A 20,938-nucleotide genomic window follows, 5' to 3' on the forward strand; every position below is an offset into this window, starting at 1 on the left:
CGCCATGACGGCGGAGACCACGGTCTACAAGGCGGAGCGCGTGTGGACGCTCGATGCGGAGCGTCCGCGCGCGGAAGCCTTGGCGGTGCGGGACGGGCGGTTGCTCGCGGTGGGCACGCTCGCGGAGGTCCGCTCCGCGGCAGGGCCCACCGCACGTGAAGTGGACCTGGGCCGGGCCACGGTGGTGCCCGGCCTGGTGGACGCGCACGCGCACATCCACGGCCTGGGCAAGAGCCTGACCACGGTGCGCCTGGAGAAGGCGTCCTCGGTGGAGGACGTCCTCCAGCGCCTGGCGAGGGCGCCCGCGTCGAGCTTCCAGGGCGACTGGCTGCTCGGCAAGGGTTGGGACCAGAACGAGTGGCCCGGCGCCGCGTTCCCCGGCCGCAAGGAGCTGGATGCGCGCTTCCCCTCGACGCCGGTGTTCCTCACGCGCGTGGATCATCACGCGGCCTGGGTGAACGGCGAGGCGCTGCGCCGCGCGGGCATCACGCGCGACACGCCGGATCCGCCCGGAGGCCGCATCCTCAAGGACGTCAGCGGCGAGCCCACCGGCGTCCTCGTGGACAACGCGATGGACATGGTGGAGGCCGCCATTCCCACGCCCACGCGCGAACAGCTGGAGACCCGGCTGCGGGCCGCGCTGGAGCGGTGCGCGCAGGTCGGGCTCACGGGCGTGCACGACGCGGGCATGGACCTGCAGGCCTTCCGCACGTTGCAGGCCTGGGACGCGGCGGGGACGCTGCCCCTGCGGGTTTACGCGATGGCGGCGGGGCAGGGTGAACAGCGCCACGCCTATCTGGAGCAGGGGCCCTGGCAGGGGCGCCACCTGTCGATGCGCTCGGTGAAGTTCCTGGCGGATGGAGCGCTGGGGAGCCGGGGCGCGGCGCTGCACGACGACTACAGCGACGAGCCCGGCCAGCGCGGCCTGTTGCTCCTCACGCCCGAGGAGCTCGAGGCGCGCGCACAGGCCTTCATGGCCCGGGGCTTCCAGGTGTGCATCCACGCCATTGGAGACCGTGCCAATACATTGGTCGTGGACGTGCTGCTGCGAGGCGCGGAGCGGACGGGCACACAGGCCCTGCGCCACCGCGTGGAGCACGCGCAGATCCTGCGGCGGGACGACATCCAGAGGCTGGGCGCGGCGGGCCTGGTGGCCAGCGTGCAGCCCACGCACGCCACCAGCGACATGCCCTGGGCGGAGACGCGGCTGGGGCGCGAACGGCTCAAGGGCGCCTACGCCTGGCGCACGTTGAAGGACGCGGGCGCGCACCTGGCGCTGGGCAGTGACTTCCCCATCGAGAACCCGGATGTGCTCGCGGGGCTCTACGCGGCGCGCACGCGGCAGGACGCGAAGGGCTGGCCGGAGGGCGGCTGGTATCCGGAGGAGCGCCTGAGCGCTGCGGAGGCCCTGGAGGGCTTCACGGTGGGGCCCGCGTGGGCCTCCTTCGAGGAGGCGCGGCGCGGGCGGCTGAAGCCCGGCCTGGACGCGGACTTCGTCGCGTTGTCGGCGGATCCGCTGGAGGGGCCCGCGTCAGCCCTGGTGGACGCGCGCGTGCTGGCCACGGTGGTGGCGGGCGCGGAGGTGTTCCGGGCGGCGGACTGATCAGCTGCCGAAGATGTGCGAGCGCGCGGCCTCGGCGATGGCGACGACGGCGGGGTGGCGCAGGCGTCGCTCCACGGTGATGGCGTAGAAGCACTGCTCGATTTCGTCGGTGTGCCCGATGGCGGTGACGTTGAACTGCCGCTGCACCTCGGCGTCGATGATGGAGGGCATGGCGAAGATGCCGTGCCCCTTCTGTCCGAAGGCCTGGAGCAGCGCGCTGTCGTCGAAGTCGCCGGCGATGAGGGGCCGGATGCCGAGCCGCTCGAACCACAGGTCCAGCGAGCGGCGCACCGAAGACTCCTCCGACGGCAGCAGCATGGGCGCGCCGTCCAGCGAGCGCGGGAAGTCCTTGCGCAGGTGCGCGAGCGGCTGGGCGGCGAAGAACGTCACGCCGCACTTGCCCAGCAGGTGGTTGAAGGACCGGACGCTGACGGGCTCGGAGCCGGGTGCGTCCGCGAGCACCACGTCCAGCTCATGCAGCGCCAGCTGTGCGAGCAACTGGGGCAGGGGGCTCTCGCGGCAGATGATGCGCAGCGAGGGACCGGCCTCCAGCGCGGGCTTGAGCAGCTGCTCGGCCACGAGCTTGGGGATGACGTCGAGCACTCCGACGTTGAGGCGCAGCTGCTGCCCGCTGGGCAGGCCGGAGACGACGTTCTTCAGCTCGTTGCCCAGGCGGAAGATCTCATCCGCGTAGCGCATGACGGTGCGGCCCACGTCGGACAGGACGAGCTTGCGGCCCTTGCGCTCGAAGAGCTGGTGGCCCAGCGACTCCTCCAGCAGCTTGATCTGCGCGCTGATGGTGGGCTGGGCGAGGTGCAGCTCCTCGCTCGCCTTGGCGATGCTTCCCGCCCGCGCAACCGTCCAGAAATACAGGAGATGGTGGTAGTTGAGCCACGCCATGACTTAGGAATAACCGAAGGTTTTCATCCAAACTAGCTCATTTTTTTATGAGTCACCCCCGCTTATTCCTAGGCCTGTCACCGCGTGATGGGGGCGCGGGGGACTGATTGGGGAGGTACGCGTCATGGAAGCCATCTACGAGGAGCTCGAGTCCACGACGGTGAAGGGTGTGGAGGCCGAGGTGGACTCCGCGGAAGTGGAGATGCGGGTGCGGGGGCACCTGGAGCTGGTCCGCCGGCTGGCCTGGAAGTACCGCTGGACGGGCCTGTCGTTGGAGGAGCTGATGGCGGAGGGCAACGTCGGCCTGGTGGAGGCGGCGCGCCGGTTCGAGGAGCGGGGCGTGCCCTTCGGCGCCTACGCGCAGCAGTGGATCCGCGCGCGCATCCGGGCGTACGTGTCCCGCACCTGGAGTGTGGCGGGGGGCCGCGCGCCGTGGATCGTCTTCCAGCTGCGCCGCGAGCGTGCGCGGCTGGAGGCCCGGTGGGGCGAGGGCCACCCGGAAGTGACGAAGCGGCTGGCCGAGGCGCTGGGCAAGCGGGAGGAGGACGTGGTGCGGGGGACGGACGCGCTGGCGAAGGACGTGTCGTTGAACGCGCCCCTGGGCTGGGAGGGGGACGTGACGCGGCTGGACATGCTGGAGTCGGAGGAGGACTCGGTGGAGGAGCGGGTGGAGCGGGGGGACTGGGCGGAGAAGCTGCACCAGAGCGTGGAGGCCGCCTGGCCGGAGCTGGACGCGCGGGAGCGGGCGCTGGTGAAGGAGCGGATGCTGGCGGAGGACGGGGTGAGCGCGGAGTTCCTGGCGAAGCGCTTCGGGGTGACGGCGGTGCGCATCCGGCAGATCGAACAGGGCCTGCGCCAGAAGCTGCGCCAGCGGCTGACGGAGGGGTGCACGGCGTGGGACGGCGAAGCGCCCCGTCTGGCGGCCTGAGTGTCGGGCGAGGGGGGAGGTTGGCGGAAAGAGGTTGACGTCGCGGCCCAGTGACCGTAAATCGGCGTCGCCGCTCGCGGTGCGCGGTACGCCCAAGTAGCTCAGTCGGTAGAGCAGGGGACTGAAAATCCCCGTGTCGGTGGTTCGATTCCGCCCTTGGGCACACCAGTACGAAGAATCTGAAGGGCGTCGGACTCCGGTCCGGCGCCCTTTTGCTTTGGGTCCGCTCGGCGTCGTTACGGGGGGCTGATGCGTCCGGGGGCGCTATTGGCGCCGGCCACGGTATGGCAGGAGCCGCAGGCTCCGGTGCTCTGCGAACTGCTCATGGCCCACTGGGTGCCGCCGTGGGTGACGCGGGCGGTGTAGGGGAACGCGAAGTCCTTCGCGTCTCCGGCCTTGATGAAGAAGTTGCCGGAGGCATTGGTCGTCAGGGTGTAGGCCTTCTGATTGGCGTCGGTGATGACGACCTGGGCGCCCTCGAGGCCCGCGCAGTCATCCGCCTCGTGAGTCGCGGCCTGGACGGTCCCCGCCACCACGAACTTCGGCCCCTCGCCCCGGTCTGTATGGCATTGGATGCAGTTGCCACCGGGATGCATCAGGGCGTTGCCGCTGTCGCCGCCCGTCCACTTCATGCCCGTGGAGCACTCGGAGGTGCTCACCGCTTCCAGGCTGCCTCCGCCGCATCCCGCGAGAAGACTGCCAGCCGTCAAACACAGCATGAGTACCGGGGGGATGCGTTGTGACATGGGTCACCTCTGGAAGGACTGTGTTTCATTCGAGGCCTTCGGCCTCGCGCTGTCAACGACACTCCCGGTATGGGGGGCTACGAGACAGAGGTAGGAATGCGGGAGCCATGATGGAACGGTGAGGAACGCCTGCTCGCTCGCGGACGAATACTGACTCCAAGCCGGGAGGGTGTCGATGCGTGCGAGTCACTGGGTGGGCTGGGCGATGTGTGGCGTGTCGGTGGGCTGTGCCGCGCCTCGGATGGTCGCCGCGTCGTCGGTGTCCGCGGACCTGACCGTTGAAGCCATCGATGCCCAGATTCATGTCGTCGCACCAGGCCCTGGAGGGGAGTGGTGGGCGATTGGGGAGGAGTCCTTTGAAGTCCCCGAACCGCGCGGCATCGAAGCCTTTCGCAGCACGGATGAAGGCAGGACCTGGCAGCGCGCCACGGACCTCTCCCGGGTGCTGAACACGGCGTGGGGAGAGAGGTCCCCGAGTGCCATCCACTCCCTCACCTGGTACACCCCGGAAGTGGGGATCGCGGCGGGCTCCCTCGGGCCCTGGGGCTTGCGCACCACGGATGCCGGTACGACATGGCGGGCGGTGCCGTTGTTTGATGAAAAATCGATAGGCGCGCTGGAGCGTGCGGGTTCCCGGTCCTGAAGGGCCTCTCTTTCATCAGTCCGGCCCAGGGCTGGGCCACGGGCTCGAATTCCACGCTCTGGGCCACGGAGGACGGTGGCGATACCTGGACGCCCCTGACGCCTCCCTTCCAACTGCTCCAGCTTTCTCGCCCCTTCTGGCGCTATTCATCGTCCCCTGACCTGCACGGGTCCTGCGTCTCACCCGGGACCTGGCATGGATCTCGGCCTCCACCGGGCTCTACAAGACGATGGACGGTGGCAAGACCTGGCGGGGGCCCATCTCCAGTCCGTCGGCCCCCTCCATGTCTCCGTCACACCGGATGGACGACAGGTGTTGACCCTCACGCCTCCGGAACTGCCGGTCGAACAATGGATTCCTGCCTTCTCGAAAGCCCAGGCCTTCCCCTGCGACACGGTGGCTTTCCCTTCACAATTGAGCACGCTCACCACCTACGTTTCAGGTCAGCCCATTCAAGAGGGCAGGAATTGACCGGGATGGTCAGGGGGGGCAGGTGATGGCCACCCGGGACGCGGGCAAGAACTGGTTTCGTCAAAGCAATACTTCAGGCGAATCAATTCGCGCGCTGGTGTTGCTTGAGAATGGAATCCTGCTCGCGGAACTCGATGGCGGGCGGCTTCTTCGCTCGAGTGATGACGGGCGGACCTGGGCACCTGGAAAGGGATGGGAGGCCCGTGACTTCGCCGTGGCCACCGGCCGGAATCCGGGAACAGAGCATCCGCTCGCATGTCTGCTGTCGACGTCCGACGCCATGCTTCAGATTGAATTTGAAAGCCGTGCGTGTTTCGGAGGCTCGACGAGTGCCTTGGAGCTGCGCGTCCGGACCGAGGGCACGCATTTGAAGGGGAGCCGGGAGGAATACCCGGACCCCATCCGCGTGGACCAGCGCCTGGACCGGACCATGGGAGAACAGCTCCTCCACAAGCTGGTGGACGCGGCGACGCGTGCCGAGCATGGCATGCGCTGTCAGTCGACCACGGAGGCCGAGGTGCGGCTGACCTGGTCCTGTGGCTCCGGCCTGTTCAAGACCTTTCAGCGTGCGACGCTCACCGGCAGTCTGTGTTCTTTCCGGTGGCAGCACGACGAGGGGGCCACCGAGCCCTACGAACGAGTCGATGGCGTCTTCGATACCGCCTGGGACGTGCTGGAGCAGGCGACCTCCCCTCGCCCGGACGAAGCACCGGGTGCACATCCGGGCGCGACGCGGTAGATGGGGGTTCCGGAGGTTCATCAACGCAATGGACGCGAACGTGGTGGCGGAGCTGGAGAAGGCGGGCGTGAAGGTGGAGGACCCCATGCGCCTGTTCATCCCCGTGGAACGGGACGAACAGGGCCAGGTGAAGCCCGTGGGCGACGAGGTGCCCGTGCGCTTCGGCGACATCACCGCCCACGTGCGCCTGCAGCCCGTCTCCGCGCTGTGGACCGGCAACAAGCAGCCCCCCGACTTCTCCCGGCCGCCCTTCCCCGAGTACGAGCCCTTCTTCTTCCTCATCGAGGCCACCGCCGCCGGCTTCTGCCGCGACACCCGCCACGCGGAAGTCGACCAGGAGTTCTCCCAGCTCTACCGGCACCTCGCGCGCCGGCCCGACGGGCACCACAAGAACCCGCTCTTCTCCTACCTGCGCGCCGCCGCCCGCCTGTACCTGTCCCTGCGCGACGTCAGTCAGGCGGAGTTCGAGGCCGTCGCCCAGCGCCTCCACCACTCCGCCAAGCTGCACGCGGGTCACATCGGCAGCACGAACTACTTCCAGGCCGTGCTGCGGCAGGTGCTGGGCGCGTAGCTCCCGCGACCAGGGTCACCTTCAGGATGCGCTCGCTGGGCCGCCTGGCATCCTTCCACCAAAGGTGCGGCGACCGGAAATCGGGCTCGCGGGAGGGCTACCCCATGGGTAGCTTTTCTAGCTGATGCCACGCCACTCATCCTCTTCCCAAGAAGACTCCCTCCGGCAAGAGCTCACCTGGGAGCACCTCCAGGAACTGGCGGGGCCGGAGCTGCTCAAGCGGGCCCGGTGGTTCGTCAACCGGGAGGCGGTGGAGGTGTGGCCTCCTTCCCGGGACTGCCTCCGGGGGACCGTGTCCGATGGCCCAGGGCCCCTGCTCAACGTGGCCCTCTACGTGGAGCCCGGTGCCGATGAGCTGGTGCTGTCGTGCGAATGCGACGCGTACTGGAATGAAGGGGTCTGCGTGCATGCGATCGCGGTCGGGCTCGCGTGGCTCCGGTCCGCCGCGCCTCGTGGGCAGAGGCGCGCTCCCCCGGCTCGCACCCGGCGGCCAGCTTCCGCGCGCCGCGCGAAAGACCCCGCGCGGCCCTCCCTTCCCGTCGCCATCCAGGCGTGGCTCGTCGAACACCACGTGGAGCGTGCCCGCATCGTGCCCGTGGCCGTGCTGGAGCGGCTGGTGTCCGGAGCCTATGCGCGTCGCGTGCTCCCCTCGCTGCGCAAGGCCACGGTCGTGGATGCACTGGAGGGCGGCCCGAAGCTCCAGCGCTTGAAGGACGGCCAGCAGGACGTACTCGCCGAGGCCGCCTGGCGCTGGGTGCGTGACGAGGCGGGACGCGTGTCACGCGGGCGGTCCCATGAAGCCTCCGCGAAGCCCCTGCCGCCCACGGACGCCCGCCTCGCTCCCCTGCAGGAGGCGCTGACCCGCGTCCGCGCGCGGATCCGTGAGCAGGCCGAGCCCCGGTCACTGTCGCCAGCCCCCACGCTCGAACTCCAGGAGCGTCCATTGCGGCTGCTCGTGACGGAGCCAGAACTGGCGGCGTGGCGCCCTACGCACCCGCCCGTGGGGTTCGAGGACGAAAGTCATGTCGAGCTCGATCCTCGCGCCCTGATGGAGGGCCGCCCGGGTGTGTCCTGTCCGTGCAGCCCCAAGGCCACCGAGGCGTCCTGTGTCCATGCCCTGACCGCCGTGGACGCGGCGCTGGCGTTCCTGGTGCTGCCGAAGCGGGCCTCGCGCGCCGCGAGGCTGGCGGAGCTGTTGGTCGAGGCGCCGGGCCGCGAACTCCTGTCCGCGCTGGAAGCGTCCCTCCTGGGCCGGGCGGTTCGTGAGGAGGCTCCGGCGACCGGAGACCTCGTCACCTTCCGGTTGGAGCTGGAGTCCCGGCGCGGCTGGCGGCTCCGGCCCCACCTGCACCACCCCTCGAAGAAGGGCGGTCTGACCCAGGGCCATGCCGTCTCCTGGTACGACCGCGACAAGGTATTCCGGTCGCTCACGGATCCGAATGAGCGCGAGGCCTGGTCCCTCCTCGACATGGAACAGCGGATGACCACGAACGGCATGTTTCTGGGCGCTGGCCTCGCGTCGGGCGCACCGTACACGCTGATGCTCCAGGCACTGCGGTCGCTCGCGCGCAGCCCCCGGCTCCGGCTTGCCGACGTTCCGGATGTCCCCGTCCAGGTGCGGGAAGCGCCGCTGGGCTTCGCCCTGGAGCAGGAGGAACAAGCCCTGCGCCTGCGGCCGGCAGTGGACGGACGCCCCGTTGCCGTGGAGGCGATGACGCCCCCGCCGGAGGGGCCGATGGCTTCCCAGCCCTGGCTGCTCGTGGAGCCCGGCGGGCCGAGCGTCACGCTGGTGTCCGTTCCTCCCAGCGCGGTGCCCCTGCTCGAATCCCTGGAGCGCCACGGCGCCTATGTGTCCGCCTACCAGCGCGACGCGCTGTTGGGCCATCTCTCCGCGCTGGAGGAGGCCTTCCCGGTAGCGTTGCCGCCCGCCCTGGAGCCCCGCCCCGTGGACATCCAGCCGGGCCTGCTGGTGCGGCTGCGCGCGGTGGAGGACTCCGCCCTGGAGGTCTCGCTCCTCGTGAGGCCCCTGCCAGAAGCTCCTCCCCAGCCCGTGGGCGAGGGCGCCCCCGTACTCCGGGGCCAGCGCGGCCGGGAACGCGTCAAGGTCCAGCGCGACCTGGAAGCGGAGCGCGCGGAGGCGGACGCGCTCCTGGCACGTCTGTCATTGCCGGCCGGGATGTATCACTTCACGCGTGACACCGCGGAGGATGCGCTCCAGCTCCTGGAGACGCTGGATCTGCTCACGGGCCCTGAGGTGCGCGTGGAGTGGGCGGAGCGGCCGTGGACGGTGTCTTGCCCGGAGCCCACGAACGTGCGGGTCCAGGTCCTGCGGGAGCATGACTGGTTCGGCGCGAAGGGGGGCGTGGAGCTGGACGGCGCGCGCGTGGAGCTGGCGGTCCTGCTGGAGGCCGTACGCCGCCGTCAGCGCTACGTTCCGCTGGGGAAGGGGCGCTGGATGCGTCTCACGGAAGCGCTGCGCGAGCAGTTGACGCCGCTCGCGGACGTGGCGCATCCGGGACGGAAGGGGCTGGAGGTGAGCGCCGCGGCGGCGCCCGTGCTGGAGACGCTGGAGAAGGTGGGCGCGCGCGTCCAGGCTCCTCCGGACTGGCGCCAGTTGGCGAAGCGCATCCGCGAGGCCCACGCGCGTCCGGTGCGCGTGCCCCGGGCCCTGAAGGCGGAGCTGCGCGACTACCAGCGCGAGGGCTTCACCTGGCTCGCGCGGCTGGCCTCGTGGGGCGCGGGCGCGTGCCTGGCGGATGATATGGGATTGGGCAAGACCGTCCAGGCACTGGCCCTGCTGCTGTCGCGCGCGGCGGAAGGCCCCGCGCTGGTGGTGGCCCCCACGTCCCTGCGCGGCAACTGGGTGCGCGAGGCCGCCCGCTTCGCGCCGTCGCTGCGCGTGCACGTCTGGCAGGACGCGGACCGGGATGCCCTGCCGGCCCTGCTGGGGCCCCGCGACGTACTGATCATCAGCTACGGCCTGCTGGCACGGGATGCCACGAAGCTCGCGGACGTGAGCCTCGCCACCCTGGTGGTGGATGAGGCACAGGCGGTGAAGAACCCGGACACGGCCCGGGCCCGCGCGCTGCGCACCGTGAAGGCCGGGGCCCGCGTGGCGCTCACCGGCACGCCGGTGGAGAACCGCCTGTCCGAGCTGTGGAGTCTCTACCACCTGCTCTTTCCCGGACTGCTGGGCGGGCGCGAGTCCTTCCACGCGCGCTTCGCCATTCCCATCGAGCGGGACCGGAGCACGGATGCCCGCGCGTCGCTGGCCCGGCTGGTGCGCCCCTTCCTCCTGCGCCGCACCAAGGTCCAGGTGGCGCGCGAGCTGCCGCCTCGCGTGGAGACGGTGGTGCCCATCACCTTGTCGGACGCTGAGCGGCGTGTGTACGACGACGTGCGGCTCGCGGCACTGGCGCGGCTGGGGGAGGGGGCGCCCGACGGGAACCAGCGCTTCGAGATGCTGGCCGCGCTCACCCGGCTGCGGATGGCCGCGTGCCACCCGCGGCTCGTGGATCCGGACTCGGGCCTGTCGTCCGCCAAGCTGGAGCGTGTCATGGAGCGGGTGGACGAGCTGCTGGCGGAAGGGGGCCGCGCGCTCGTCTTCAGCCAGTTCGTGCGCCACCTGGCCCTGGTGCGCGAGGCGCTGGAAGCGCGGGGCGTCGCGTTCCAGTACCTGGATGGACGGACTCCCGCCGCGCAGCGGCAGGCCCGCGTGGAGGCCTTCCAGCGGGGGGAGGGCGCGCTCTTCCTCATCTCGCTCAAGGCGGGCGGCACCGGCCTCAACCTCACCGGCGCCGACCACGTCCTCCACCTGGACCCGTGGTGGAACCCCGCCGTGGAGGACCAGGCCTCGGACCGGGCCCACCGCATCGGGCAGACGCGCCCCGTCACCGTGTCGCGGTTCGTGTCGGAAGGGACCATCGAGGAGGCCATCCTGGCCCTCCACGCGGAGAAGCGGGACCTGGCGGACAGCCTGCTGTCGGAAGCGGATGGCGCCGCCGCCCTGTCGCCGGAGCAGTTGCTGGGCTTGTTGCGCTTCGGCGCCGATGCGCACGTGGACTGAGGCCGCCGGAAACCCCCTCGCGGCGTTTCTGGAATAGGGTGCGCTGCCGCCCGTTCCCGGGCGCCGCCGAGGTCCCTCCCCAGGAGCAAGGATGTTCCGTCCGCCGTTGTCGTGGTTCGCCTGTCTGGCCCTCCTGGGTGCGCCCCAGGCCGGGGCCCAGGCCGTCTCCGAGCCGTCCGCGAGGCCCGCTGCTGCCTCCACCCCCGTCGCGAAGCCAGGCTCGGACATCCAGGCCCGCACGCTCAAGAACGGGCTCACCGTCATCGTCTGGCCAGACCACGACATCCCCAACGTGGCGCTCGCCAACTGGTTCCGCGTGGGCAGCCGCAACGAGCGCCCCGGCATCACCGGCCTGTCCCACTTCTTCGAGCACATGATGTTCAACGGCGCGAAGAAGTACGGCCCCGGTGAGTTCGACCGCGTCATGGAGGCCCACGGCGGCTCCAACAACGCCTTCACCTCCGAGGACGTCACCGTCTACCTGGACTGGTTCCCCGCGTCCGCGCTGCCCCTCATCCTCGACCTGGAGCAGGACCGGCTCCAATCCCTCTCCTTCGACCCCAAGGTCATCGAGTCCGAGCGCGGCGTCGTCTACTCCGAGCGCCGCTCCTCCGTGGACAATGACAACAGCGGCGCGCTCCAGGAGCAGGTGCAGGCCACCGCCTTCGTCGCGCACCCGTACCAGATCCCCGTCATCGGCTGGCCGTCCGACATCGAGTCGTGGCGCATGGAGGACCTGCAGCAGTACTTCAAGACGTACTACGCCCCCAACAACGCCACGCTCGTGCTCGCGGGCGACCTGGATCCGGCCCGCGTCTTCGAGCAGGTGGAGGCCACGCTGGGCACCATCCCCGCGCAGCCCGCGCCGGAGCCCGTGCGCACGAAGGAGCCCGAGCAGCAGGGCGAGCGGCGCATCGTCGTGAAGAAGCTGGCCCAGTCCCCGCTGCTCCAGCTCGCCTACCACGGGCTCGCCGCCAACGACCCGGACATGGAGACGCTGGAGCTCCTGGGCCTCATCCTCTCGCACGGGGACTCGTCGCGCCTGCACCGCAAGCTGGTGGACGAGGCGCGCGTGGCCATCCGCGTCCGGGCCTCCACCTCCGGGGGATTCGATCCGTCGCTCGTGTGGTTCGCCGTGGACCTGCCGCCGGGCGGCGACCTGGCGAAGACCGAGGCCCTGCTCACCGCGGAGCTGGCCCGCGTGGTGAAGGACGGCGTCACCGACGCGGAGCTGAAGAAGGCGCGCAACGTCGCGCTGGCCTCCTTCTGGCGCAAGCTGGAGACCAACAGCGGCCGCTCCCGCGAGCTGGGGGCCGCCGCCACCTTCCGCGGCGACTGGAAGGCCCTGTTCGAAGCGCCCGCGCGCTATGAAAAGGTCACCCGCGACGGCGTGAAGGCGCTGGCCGCCCGCATCTTCAACCCCGACCACCGCACCGTGGGCTGGCTCGTTCCCACCTCGGATTCCGCTGCCCCGGCCCCCAAGGAGGCCGCGCGATGAGTGCTCCCTTCCGGCCGTCCGTCTTGATGTCCCCCCGACCGCTGCGCTCCGCCCTCGCCGCGTTGCTGTTCACCTCCGCGTGCGCGACCGCGCCGACGCCCGCCGCCACCTCCACGGCCACGCCGCCCGCACCCGAGGCCCCGGCCCCGGCCACCCCGGCGCCCGCCGCCCCGCTGTCCACGAAGGGCGTGACGCTGCCGGAGACCACCTCCGTCACGCTGAAGAACGGCGTGCGCCTGCTCCTGGTGGAGAAGCACGAGCTGCCGCTGGTGTCCTTCAGCGCGTGGCTCAAGGGCGGCGCCGTCACCGACCCCGCGGGCAAGGAGGGGCTGGCCGCGCTCACCGCCGAGCTGCTCCAGAAGGGCGCGGGCTCCCGGAACGCGCAGCAGTTCGCCGAGGCCGTGGATGGCGCGGGCGGCGAGCTGGAGGTCGTGCCGGAGCGCGAGGCGCTCATCCTCAACGGCAGCTTCCAGTCCCGCGACACCGCGCTGATGGTGGAGCTGCTGTCGGACATGCTCGTGCGCCCCCGCTTCGACGCACAGGAGCTGGAGAAGGCCCGCGCGCTGCGCGTGTCCGAAATCGCCTCCGCCAAGGACGGCGACCCGCGCGCGCTCATCGGCGTGTATTTCAATGCCTTCCATTTCCCCGCGCACCCCTACGGCCGGCCCGAGGTGGGCAGTGAGGCGTCGCTGCCCACCATCAGCCGGAGCGACGTGCTCGGCTGGGCGAAGGCGAACCTGGGCGCGGACCGGCTCATCCTGTCCGTGGTGGGGGACTTCGACGCGAAGCAGCTCGCCGCGAGGCTGGAGACAGCCCTGGGCGGATGGGCCCCGGCGGCGCAGCCGCTGGCAGCCGTGCCTCCCACGGCGCCCACGAAGGGCCGGCGCGTGCTGCTGGTGGACAAGCCGGATGCCACGCAGACCTACTTCTCCATCGGCAACACCGGCATCCGCCGCACCGACCCGGACCGCGTCGCGGCGCAGCTGGGCAACACCGTGCTGGGCGGCCGCTTCACCTCGCTGCTCAACACCGAGCTGCGCGTGAAGACGGGCCTCACCTACGGCGCCCGCTCGACCCTGGAGCCCGCCCTCCAGCCGGGGCCCGTCGTCCTCGTGTCCTATACCCAGACGGCCACCACGGGCCGTGCCATCGACCTGGCGCTGGACGTGCTCTCGCGCTACCGCCAGACCGGCATGGACGACGCCATGCTCGCCTCCGCCAAGGCGTACGTGCTGGGGCAGTTCCCGCCGACGCTGGAGACGGGCGAGCAGCTGGCCATGAAGCTGTCGGAGCTGGCCTTCTACGGCCTGGACGCACAGGACGTGAACGGGTTCGCGGACGCCGTGTCCACCGCCACCCGCGACGGCGTGCACACCGTGCTCCAGCGCGTCCTGCCCGCCCAGGACGACCTGACGTTCGTCCTCATCGGCAAGGCGGACGCCCTGCGCGACGTGGCCCGCAAGTACGGGCCTGTCACGGAGATGAAAATCTCAGACAAGCGGTTCGCCCCGCCGGCGGCGCCGGGCCGGTAGACGGCGGACGGAGGTGGGCGCAAGTCTTGAATTGCGCCCACCGGAATTACCTATCAAAAAATAAATATCCAGAAAGTCAGACCCTTCACGTATAGAAGGCGGCGTCTGGTTGGGGCCGGAACCAGACAAGCATTGCTGACTGTCTGTTCAAAGGCCCATCATGTCCTTGCGACGCCTGTCGTTGTTGCTCGTCCCCACCTGCGCGGCCTGGCTGGGCTGCGGCGAGGCGCCTCCCCCCGAGGAGGTGCACCCTCCCGAAATGGCCATGGACCCCCGCGAGGGGGCCGCGGTCATCACCCACGAGGAGCTGCTGCCGGGCTGCGGTGAGCCCGACGCGGGCTCCGGGCCGGTGGACGCGGGCACGTCCGTGCTGGTGACGGCGGACACGCGCTTCCACACCAGCGCCGGGGTGACGGTGGTGCCCCAGGACCTGTCCAGCCTCGACCTGGAGATCCTCATCCCCCACGGCGTCGACTACGACCGGTACTCGGGCACGCCGGTGGCAGGGGGCGTGCGCTTCGACAACGTTCCCGAAGGTGAATACTTCCTGCGCTCGGGCCGGAACTACTACCTGACGCGCGAGCGTCACTTCGACCTGGGCGTCAACCGCATTGGCCGGCCCGACGCGGTCTATCTGCCCCTCACCGATTCCCCCGTATCGGCGGAGCTCTTCAACCTGGAGCCCTGGCAGGACTATTCGTCCGTCTCCGAGCCGGGCAGCTCCGTGCAGCTCATCAGCGCGGACGTGAACCTGTACAGCACGTTGTCCGTGTGGTCCCCGGCCGGCGACACCTCCATCGTCGACCCGTACGCCTCCGCGTTCTTCACCTACGGGGCGCCGGTCCTGGACGCGTCGAAGGGCGACCGCATCTACGTGAACCAGTTCAACTCCGTGCAGGCCGGGACGCTGCCGAGCGGCGGGCCCCTGGCGTACCAGTCCGTGGTGAGCAGCGCGCACCTGCCGCCGTTCTCGTTCATGCCGGACGGCACCACCCCGCTGGCGCTGTCCGCCACGCTGCAGCCCTTGCGGCAGACGCCCTTCTCCCTGGAGTGGCGCCTGAAGGAGTTCACCCGCTGGCGCTCGGACGCGAACCCCAACGGCACGCTCAACTATCCCTCGTTGTCGCTGGTTCCCGCGCCGTTCGGCTACCAGTACGGGTGGGTGGGCTACCAGGGCGAGCTGTTCAACATGTGGCTGCCGCGCGGAGAGGATGGCGTCATCGCGAGCCGGCTCGCCTACGGCAATCCCTATCCGTCCAGCTGGGGCGTGGTGGGCACCGCCGGCTATTCGTTCCGGTCCGCGACGCCCGTCGTCGTCGGGAGCCGGGTCCACTACCCCAGCGGCAACATCTTCGTCACCGACCGGCTGGACCACCTGGTCGCCGGCCCCATCCAGCCGGCCCTCTCGCCGCCGCGGGAGCTGCGCATCGACGGCCTGGACGCCTATGTGTCGCGCGTGGTGGGCACCAACCAGCCCGTCATCTCCTGGCGGCCCCCCGCCCTGGGCACGGCCCGGAACTACGTGGTGTCTGTCATCCAGTTGATGGGCACCTGGACCTCCAACCCCACGCTGCGCTTCGCCGTGCCGGGTGACCGGACCCAGGTCCGCCTGCCGCCGGGCCTGCTGCTGCCCGGCTCCACCTACTACGTGCGTGTGTTGGCGGACGGCTCGCCGCTCTACGAGCCCTCGCGCGCCCCGTACATCACCGGGGAGCTGTTGCCCTCCATCACCGCGGACACGTTCAGCGCCGCCTTCACCACGCCGTAGTTCCGGCGTGCGGGCCCGCTACCGCGCCGTCTGGCGGTGGCGGGCCATGCATTGCTGGTAGCGGGCGTCCACCGACTTCGCGAACCACGCGGTGGTGCGCTCCCCGCTCAGCTTCACGCTCTTGAGCGTCACCTGGGGCAATTGGGCATACGCGGGCGCCTCTCCCGTCTGCTTCGCGTACACGCGCTTCACGGCCAGGTACGTGTCCGTCTTCTCGAAGTCCGCCGTCTTCTCCTCCTCCACGTCCCGGCGCACCCGACGCTCGCTCAGGTCCGGCGCGTAGCGCTGGCGGAAGAGGAGCAGCGCCTTGAGGCTCTGGCTGTCCTCGCCCCGGGGCTCTCCCTTCTTGTCATACAAGCGCAGGTCGCCATCCGTCGCCAGGGGGACGCCGGTGAGGCGGCTGACCTGGGCCTGCAGCGCGGCGTTGCGGGAGCTGTAGACGCCTCCGTTGTAATCCGCGAAGCGGTAGAGCGGCGCGTCGTACGCGGCCTCGAAGCCCAGGAGCCGCGCGGTGCCGTAGCGCACGCCGCCCGCGCGCGTATAGAGCGACTCGCGCACCGCCACCGGATCCGCGTCCGGGCCCGCCTTCTCCACCGCGTAGCGCACGCTGACCTGCATGGAGCCCGCGGTGGTGACGGGGTTCTGCCCCGCGAACGAGGACGGACCGAACAGGGAGCTGGCCAGGTCCGCGGCCGCGTACGCCGTCGGGTACTCCGCCTCGTAGTACGCCAGCATGTCGCGGAAGAGCCGGTCCAGGTCCCGCTCGGTGCGCAGGGCATCCAGCCGCTCGCTGAAGGTGCGCTTCGCCCCCTTCGGCTTCGCCGCGAGCACCTCGTCCAGCAGCCGCCGCCCCAGGGGGCCCAGCCGTCCCGCCGTGGTGTCCAGCTTCTGGCGCACCAGCCTGGGCAGCCCCGGCACCGCGGGGTCCGCCTGGAAGCCGGACTCCTGTTCGATGATGGCCAGCACCTGACACACCACCGGCGCCGACGCGGGAATCGCCTCCGCGTCCAGCGCCGCCAGCACGTCGCGCGCCCAACCCTCGCGCTCCGCTCCCTTCACCTTCGCGGGCATCAGCCGCGCCACCTGCGCCACCGACAACGTGGGTGGCGCGGGCACCTCCGTCACCACCGGCGCCCGCGACGCGCAGGCCGTGAGCGCCAGCGCCGCACCCACGTACAACACGCCTGTCCAACGCCGGACGGCGGTCCGCGTCATGCCCGCCTCCCGCCGCAGGTGAGAGGGCGTCTCATGAAACATTTTTTGAGACATCCCGGAGGCGGGTCCGTTCCCTCCCGAGAGCCGGTGAATAGCGGCAAAACTGCTGTAAATTTCTTAAACTGCAATTCTTGAGTTCCACGCTCGAGCATTAGGAAAGGAGAAAGTGGCAAAACGCACTTTCTCCAAAAAGAAGTTGATCTGATGAATTCGAATGTGTCACGTATCATCCCGCTGTTTTTTCCTGGAGGTATCGCTTTGGCTCATCGACTGTTGAAGACGATTGGCGCAGCCTGGCTGGGTGTGGCTCTGACGGCGTGCGGCACGCAGGGTTCGACGGGGGAGGAGACGCAGGCTCCCGAGCAGGAGAAGTCGGGCGAGGACATCCAGAGCGCGCTGAACGCGCTCGGCGGCGCGCAGGTGTTGGGGGTGCACGCGGACGGCATCCCGGACAGCATCCGTGGCGAGCTGGGCCGGGTGGAGCGGACGCTGAACACGCTGCAGTCGAGCCGTCAGGCGGTGGCCGGCGTGGCCGCGGCGTTCCGGCTGAACCCGGACGACCTGGTGTTGCGCAAGTCGAGCACCGACGAGCAGGGCAACCAGCACCTGCGCTTCACGCAGACGAAGAACGGCCTGGAGGTCGTCGGCGGTGAGCTGGTGGTTCACGTGCGCCCGGACGGCACGGTGTTCCGCGCCAACGGGTCCGCGCGCGACGGCCTGAACGTGTCCGCCATGCCGCGCATCGCCGGCACGGCCGCTCGCGAAGCGGCGCTGAGCGCGACGGTGGGCACGGGCCTGGACGTCCAGGGCTCCCCCCGCCTGGTGTACGTGCGCACAGAGGACGGCGCGCTCCGCCTGGCGTACGAAGTGACGGTGACGGGTGAGAAGGACCTGATGCCGCTGCGCGACCGCGTGTACGTGAGCGCGGTGGACGGCTCCATCGTGCTGCGCGCGCCGCAGATCCACTCCGCGCTCAACCGCAAGGTGTACAGCTCGAACAACACCACCACCACCCCGGGCACGCTCAAGCGCTCCGAGGGCCAGGCGGCCATCGGTGACTCGCATGTCGACATGAACTACGACATGCTGGGCTACACCTACGACTGCTACAAGACGAACTTCAACCGCGACTCGCTGAACAACGCGGGCCAGACGCTGATCAGCTCGGTCCACTACAGCAAGAACTACGTGAACGCCTACTGGGACGGCACCCAGATGGTGTACGGCGACGGCGACGGCGTGAACTCCATCGAGCTGGGCAAGGACGCGGACGTCACGGTCCACGAGCTGACCCACGCGGTGACGCAGAACGAGTCCAACCTCACGTACTCCGGCCAGTCCGGCGGCCTCAACGAGGCCATGTCCGACACCTTCGGCGCCATCTGCGAGAGCTGGGCCTCCGGCACGTGGAGCACCGCGCCGGACGTCTGGATGGTGGGCGAGGACGTGTGGACCCCCGGCGTCGCGGGTGACGCGCTCCGCTACATGGACGACCCGGCGAAGGACGGCGTGTCGCTCGACTGGGCGCCGGACTACTCCGGCCAGGACGTGCACTACACCTCTGGCGTGCCCAACCTGGCGTTCGCGCTGCTCTCCAAGGGCGGCACGCACCCGCGCGGCAAGAGCACCGTGAACGTGCCGGGCATCGGCGTCCAGAAGGCCGGGCAGATCTGGTACCGCGCCAACACGGAGCTCTACACGGCGGGCACGACGTACGTGCAGGCCAAGGCCTGGACCATCCAGGCGGCGGCGGACCTGGGCTATGACCAGGCCACGCAGGACGCGGTGAAGGCGGCCTGGGAAGCGGTGGGCGTGGGCGTGACGGTTCCGCCCCCGACCTCCACCCCGCTGACCAACGGCACGCCGGTGACCGGCCTGTCCGGCAGCTCGGGCAGCAAGAAGTACTACTCGCTGGTCGTCCCCTCGGGCGCCACGAACCTCAAGTTCGTCACGACCGGCGGCACGGGTGACGTGGACCTGTACGTGCGCTTCGGCGCGGCGCCGGACTCGGCCACCTACGATTGCCGTCCGTACGCCAGTGGCAACGAGGAGACGTGCACCATCACCAACATCCAGGCGGGCACCTACTACGTGATGCTGAACGCCTACTCCGCCTACTCCGGCGTGACGCTGACGGGCAGCTACAGCACGGGCGGTGGCGGCGGTGGCAACGTGCTGCAGAACAACGTGCCGGTGACGGGCATCTCCGGCGCCTCCGGCTCCTTCACCCAGGAGTGGATCACCGTGGACGTGCCGGCGAGCAAGAAGGTCACGTTCTCCATCGCGGGTGGCACGGGCGACGCGGACATGTACGTGAAGTTCGGCTCCTCGCCGACGACCGCGTCGTATGACTGCCGTCCGTACCTGTCCGGCAACAACGAGTCGTGCAGCATCACCAAGACGACCGCGGGCAAGTACTACGTGAAGCTCAACGGGTACACGGCCTACTCGGGCGTGACGCTCAAGGCGGTCTGGTAGTCGCACCCGCTTCCAGCCCGGCTCCCTTCGCGTGAGGGGAGTCCGGGATGAAGACAGGCACCCGGGGAGCCTCCATGGCTTCCCGGGTGTCGTCGTTTCAGGCACCGGAACGTGCCGCCTAACGCCGCACCTGCACGTCGCGCGCGACGGTGCGGCCGCCCATGAGGACGAACTGCGCGCGCACCGGCGTGCCTTCCTGGAGCTCCTTGAGGGGCACGCGCTGGCCCTGGCGCAGACCGCGGCTGCGCTGGTCGAGTTGGAGCTCGTAGACGGTACCTTCGCCGTCGCGCACGTGCAGGGTGTTCCGGCCCACGCTGGTCACCCGGCCGCTCACCGTGCTGGACGCGATGATGACCTGCTCCAGCGGCCGGTTGGCGGAGGTGTCCGTCACCGCCGCCTGTGCCGCCTTGGCCGCGCCCTCGTACCAGGCCTCGTCATCGCTGGCCTGCACGGCCTGGGCGCCAATCATGACCCGCCCCTCGGCGGGCGCCCGCGTCGTGGGCGTGCCGTCCGGGCGGCCCTGGGGCTGCTGTCGGGCGTTCGCCTGTGCGTTGGGGTTGGGCGGGGCGCTCTGACGGGCCTGCGCCGTCTGGGCGGGCTCGTTCACGCGAGGTCCTGGGAGCGGCCGGGCAGCGGGCGGAGGCGTCGTATCCGGAGGCACTTGCGCGTTCGCGGCGGGCCGCGCGTCCCCGCTTGGAGGCCGGGTGGTGTCCACCGTGCTCCGCGCCAGCGCGGGCGTGGCCGGCACCATCAGTCCGCCGCTCGCGGAGTCGCGGGCCTGCATCGCCGTCGGCATCGCGTCCGCGGTGTCATGCTCCCGACAGCCGGGAGCGAGCGAGCACAAACCCACCATCCCCAACCACATCCACCGTCCACCCATCCGCCAACCCTCCCGCAGGCGAACCTGCGGACGACCCCCTGCCGGTGCAAGCGTCCAGCGTCTGGAAGGGTGTTGGCTTCTGGATGGCGGCTACGCGGGGAGCGTGGCGGCCACGGCGCGCACGTGGTCGCGCACCCGCTCCCTCGCGGCGATGAGCTCCGTCGCGCTCGAGGGGGTGTAGCCCAGGCACAGGACCACGTCATCCTCGGGGGCGGCGCGCGTACCCAGCGCCGCGTAGTCGAGCGAGCGCGGGGTGGGTTCCCCTTCCGGGTCATGGGTGAAGCGCCCGAACACGGTGGCCTGGCCGTCGCGGCCGGGGGCCGTCTCCTTGAGGGCGAAGAGGCGGCGCACGGCGGCGAGCGATTCCGGACGCTCGCGCAGGACGTCGGGGGACGCGGGGCCTCCCAGCTCCCACTCGAGGAGCTTCAGGCAGCCGCGCACGAACTCCACGTCGGTGATGACGAGCCCATAGAGGTACCAGTCCGCGCACGCGGCCTGGATCAGCCGCGCCTGCGCGTCGGTGAGCCAGCCGAAGGATGGACAGGTGAAGGTTTCACAGACAGTGGCGCGGTAGACGCCGCAGTCGCGCAGGTCCGTGCCTCCCGTCACCAGCGGGTGGCCCAGGCAGCCCACGCGCTGGCGCTCCGCGTCCAGGAAGCCCAGCAGGGGACATACCCGCACGATGGGGAAGAGCGCGGGGGCGTCCCGGTTCGCGGTGAGCTCGCGCGCGGCCTCGGCGTAGGCCTCGGGCGTGTGGGGCGTGCGGGACAGGCGCTCGGTCTGCGCCGTGAGCCTGCGGGTCAGCGCCGCGCGCGAGTGGTCCCGGAAGTTGTAGAGGCCGCAGCAGGCGCCGCAGGACGCGCCCCTGCCGGGCTGGCACAGGTGGAAGGAGACGGACAT

15 protein-coding genes and 1 tRNA gene are annotated in these 20,938 nt (G+C 70.3%); 11 read left to right on the plus strand and 5 right to left on the minus strand.

The annotated features are described in order from the left end of the window. Nucleotides 1–4: 4 nt before the first annotated feature. A complete protein-coding gene (locus KYK13_RS03280) occupies nucleotides 5–1,603 on the plus strand; it encodes an amidohydrolase (RefSeq protein ID WP_223641882.1) in 1,599 nt (532 codons plus the stop codon). On the opposite strand, the gene nhaR is transcribed toward KYK13_RS03280, so the two are convergent. Beyond that, complete coding sequence (gene nhaR / locus KYK13_RS03285; protein ID WP_223641883.1) at nucleotides 1,604–2,503, minus strand: transcriptional activator NhaR; 900 nt, start codon at nucleotides 2,501–2,503, stop codon at nucleotides 1,604–1,606. 124 nt (nucleotides 2,504–2,627) lie between these two features. Here nhaR and KYK13_RS03290 point away from each other — a divergent pair, with 124 nt between their 5' ends. Together KYK13_RS03290 and KYK13_RS03295 are read left to right on the plus strand one after the other, a co-directional pair. Then, nucleotides 2,628–3,431: a sigma-70 family RNA polymerase sigma factor gene (locus KYK13_RS03290; RefSeq protein WP_223641884.1), complete on the plus strand. Its 804-nt coding sequence runs from the start codon at nucleotides 2,628–2,630 to the stop codon at nucleotides 3,429–3,431. Between the two features lie 90 nt (nucleotides 3,432–3,521). Next, nucleotides 3,522–3,594, plus strand: a tRNA-Phe gene (locus tag KYK13_RS03295). Nucleotides 3,595–3,667: 73 nt separating this feature from the next. On the opposite strand, the gene KYK13_RS03300 is transcribed toward KYK13_RS03295, so the two are convergent. After that, the gene (locus tag KYK13_RS03300; RefSeq protein ID WP_223641886.1) at nucleotides 3,668–4,090 is read right to left on the minus strand and encodes a carboxypeptidase-like regulatory domain-containing protein; all 423 of its coding nucleotides are present in this window, start codon (nucleotides 4,088–4,090) and stop codon (nucleotides 3,668–3,670) included. Nucleotides 4,091–4,418: 328 nt separating this feature from the next. Here KYK13_RS03300 and KYK13_RS03305 point away from each other — a divergent pair, with 328 nt between their 5' ends. The 7 genes from KYK13_RS03305 (at nucleotide 4,419) to KYK13_RS03340 (ending at nucleotide 15,465) form a co-directional block, all read left to right on the plus strand. Beyond that, nucleotides 4,419–4,820, plus strand: a complete 402-nt coding sequence (locus KYK13_RS03305; RefSeq protein WP_223641887.1) for a hypothetical protein — start codon at nucleotides 4,419–4,421, stop codon at nucleotides 4,818–4,820. A gap of 496 nt (nucleotides 4,821–5,316) precedes the next feature. Beyond that, a complete protein-coding gene (locus tag KYK13_RS03310; protein ID WP_223641889.1) occupies nucleotides 5,317–6,030 on the plus strand; it encodes a hypothetical protein in 714 nt (237 codons plus the stop codon). Nucleotides 6,031–6,058: 28 nt separating this feature from the next. Then, nucleotides 6,059–6,601, plus strand: coding sequence for a hypothetical protein (locus KYK13_RS03315; protein ID WP_223641891.1), 543 nt, complete (start codon nucleotides 6,059–6,061; stop codon nucleotides 6,599–6,601). Between the two features lie 124 nt (nucleotides 6,602–6,725). Next, nucleotides 6,726–10,667, plus strand: a complete 3,942-nt coding sequence (locus KYK13_RS39015; RefSeq protein WP_304504091.1) for a DEAD/DEAH box helicase — start codon at nucleotides 6,726–6,728, stop codon at nucleotides 10,665–10,667. Nucleotides 10,668–10,758: 91 nt separating this feature from the next. Continuing rightward, entirely contained in the window at nucleotides 10,759–12,165 is a 1,407-nt protein-coding gene (locus KYK13_RS03330; RefSeq protein WP_223641893.1) for a pitrilysin family protein, read from the plus strand. Next, entirely contained in the window at nucleotides 12,162–13,697 is a 1,536-nt protein-coding gene (locus tag KYK13_RS03335) for a pitrilysin family protein (RefSeq protein WP_223641895.1), read from the plus strand. The genes KYK13_RS03330 and KYK13_RS03335 overlap by 4 nt, the downstream gene beginning before the upstream one ends. A gap of 160 nt (nucleotides 13,698–13,857) precedes the next feature. Next, the gene (locus KYK13_RS03340; protein WP_223641897.1) at nucleotides 13,858–15,465 is read left to right on the plus strand and encodes a fibronectin type III domain-containing protein; all 1,608 of its coding nucleotides are present in this window, start codon (nucleotides 13,858–13,860) and stop codon (nucleotides 15,463–15,465) included. An 18-nt stretch (nucleotides 15,466–15,483) separates the two neighbouring features. Here the strand turns inward: KYK13_RS03340 and KYK13_RS03345 are convergent, their stop codons facing one another. Beyond that, nucleotides 15,484–16,680, minus strand: coding sequence for a DUF1615 domain-containing protein (locus KYK13_RS03345; RefSeq protein ID WP_223641899.1), 1,197 nt, complete (start codon nucleotides 16,678–16,680; stop codon nucleotides 15,484–15,486). 258 nt (nucleotides 16,681–16,938) lie between these two features. Here KYK13_RS03345 and KYK13_RS03350 point away from each other — a divergent pair, with 258 nt between their 5' ends. After that, nucleotides 16,939–19,158: a M4 family metallopeptidase gene (locus tag KYK13_RS03350; RefSeq protein WP_223641901.1), complete on the plus strand. Its 2,220-nt coding sequence runs from the start codon at nucleotides 16,939–16,941 to the stop codon at nucleotides 19,156–19,158. Nucleotides 19,159–19,276: 118 nt separating this feature from the next. Here KYK13_RS03350 and KYK13_RS03355 read toward each other — a convergent pair whose 3' ends face one another. Next, on the minus strand, nucleotides 19,277–20,011 hold the full coding sequence (locus KYK13_RS03355) for a hypothetical protein (RefSeq protein ID WP_223641902.1): 735 nt from the start codon (nucleotides 20,009–20,011) through the stop codon (nucleotides 19,277–19,279). Between the two features lie 117 nt (nucleotides 20,012–20,128). Next, on the minus strand, nucleotides 20,129–20,938 hold the full coding sequence (locus KYK13_RS03360; protein WP_223641903.1) for a hypothetical protein: 810 nt from the start codon (nucleotides 20,936–20,938) through the stop codon (nucleotides 20,129–20,131).

Source organism: Corallococcus sp. EGB, from assembly GCF_019968905.1.
GTDB lineage: Bacteria > Myxococcota > Myxococcia > Myxococcales > Myxococcaceae > Corallococcus.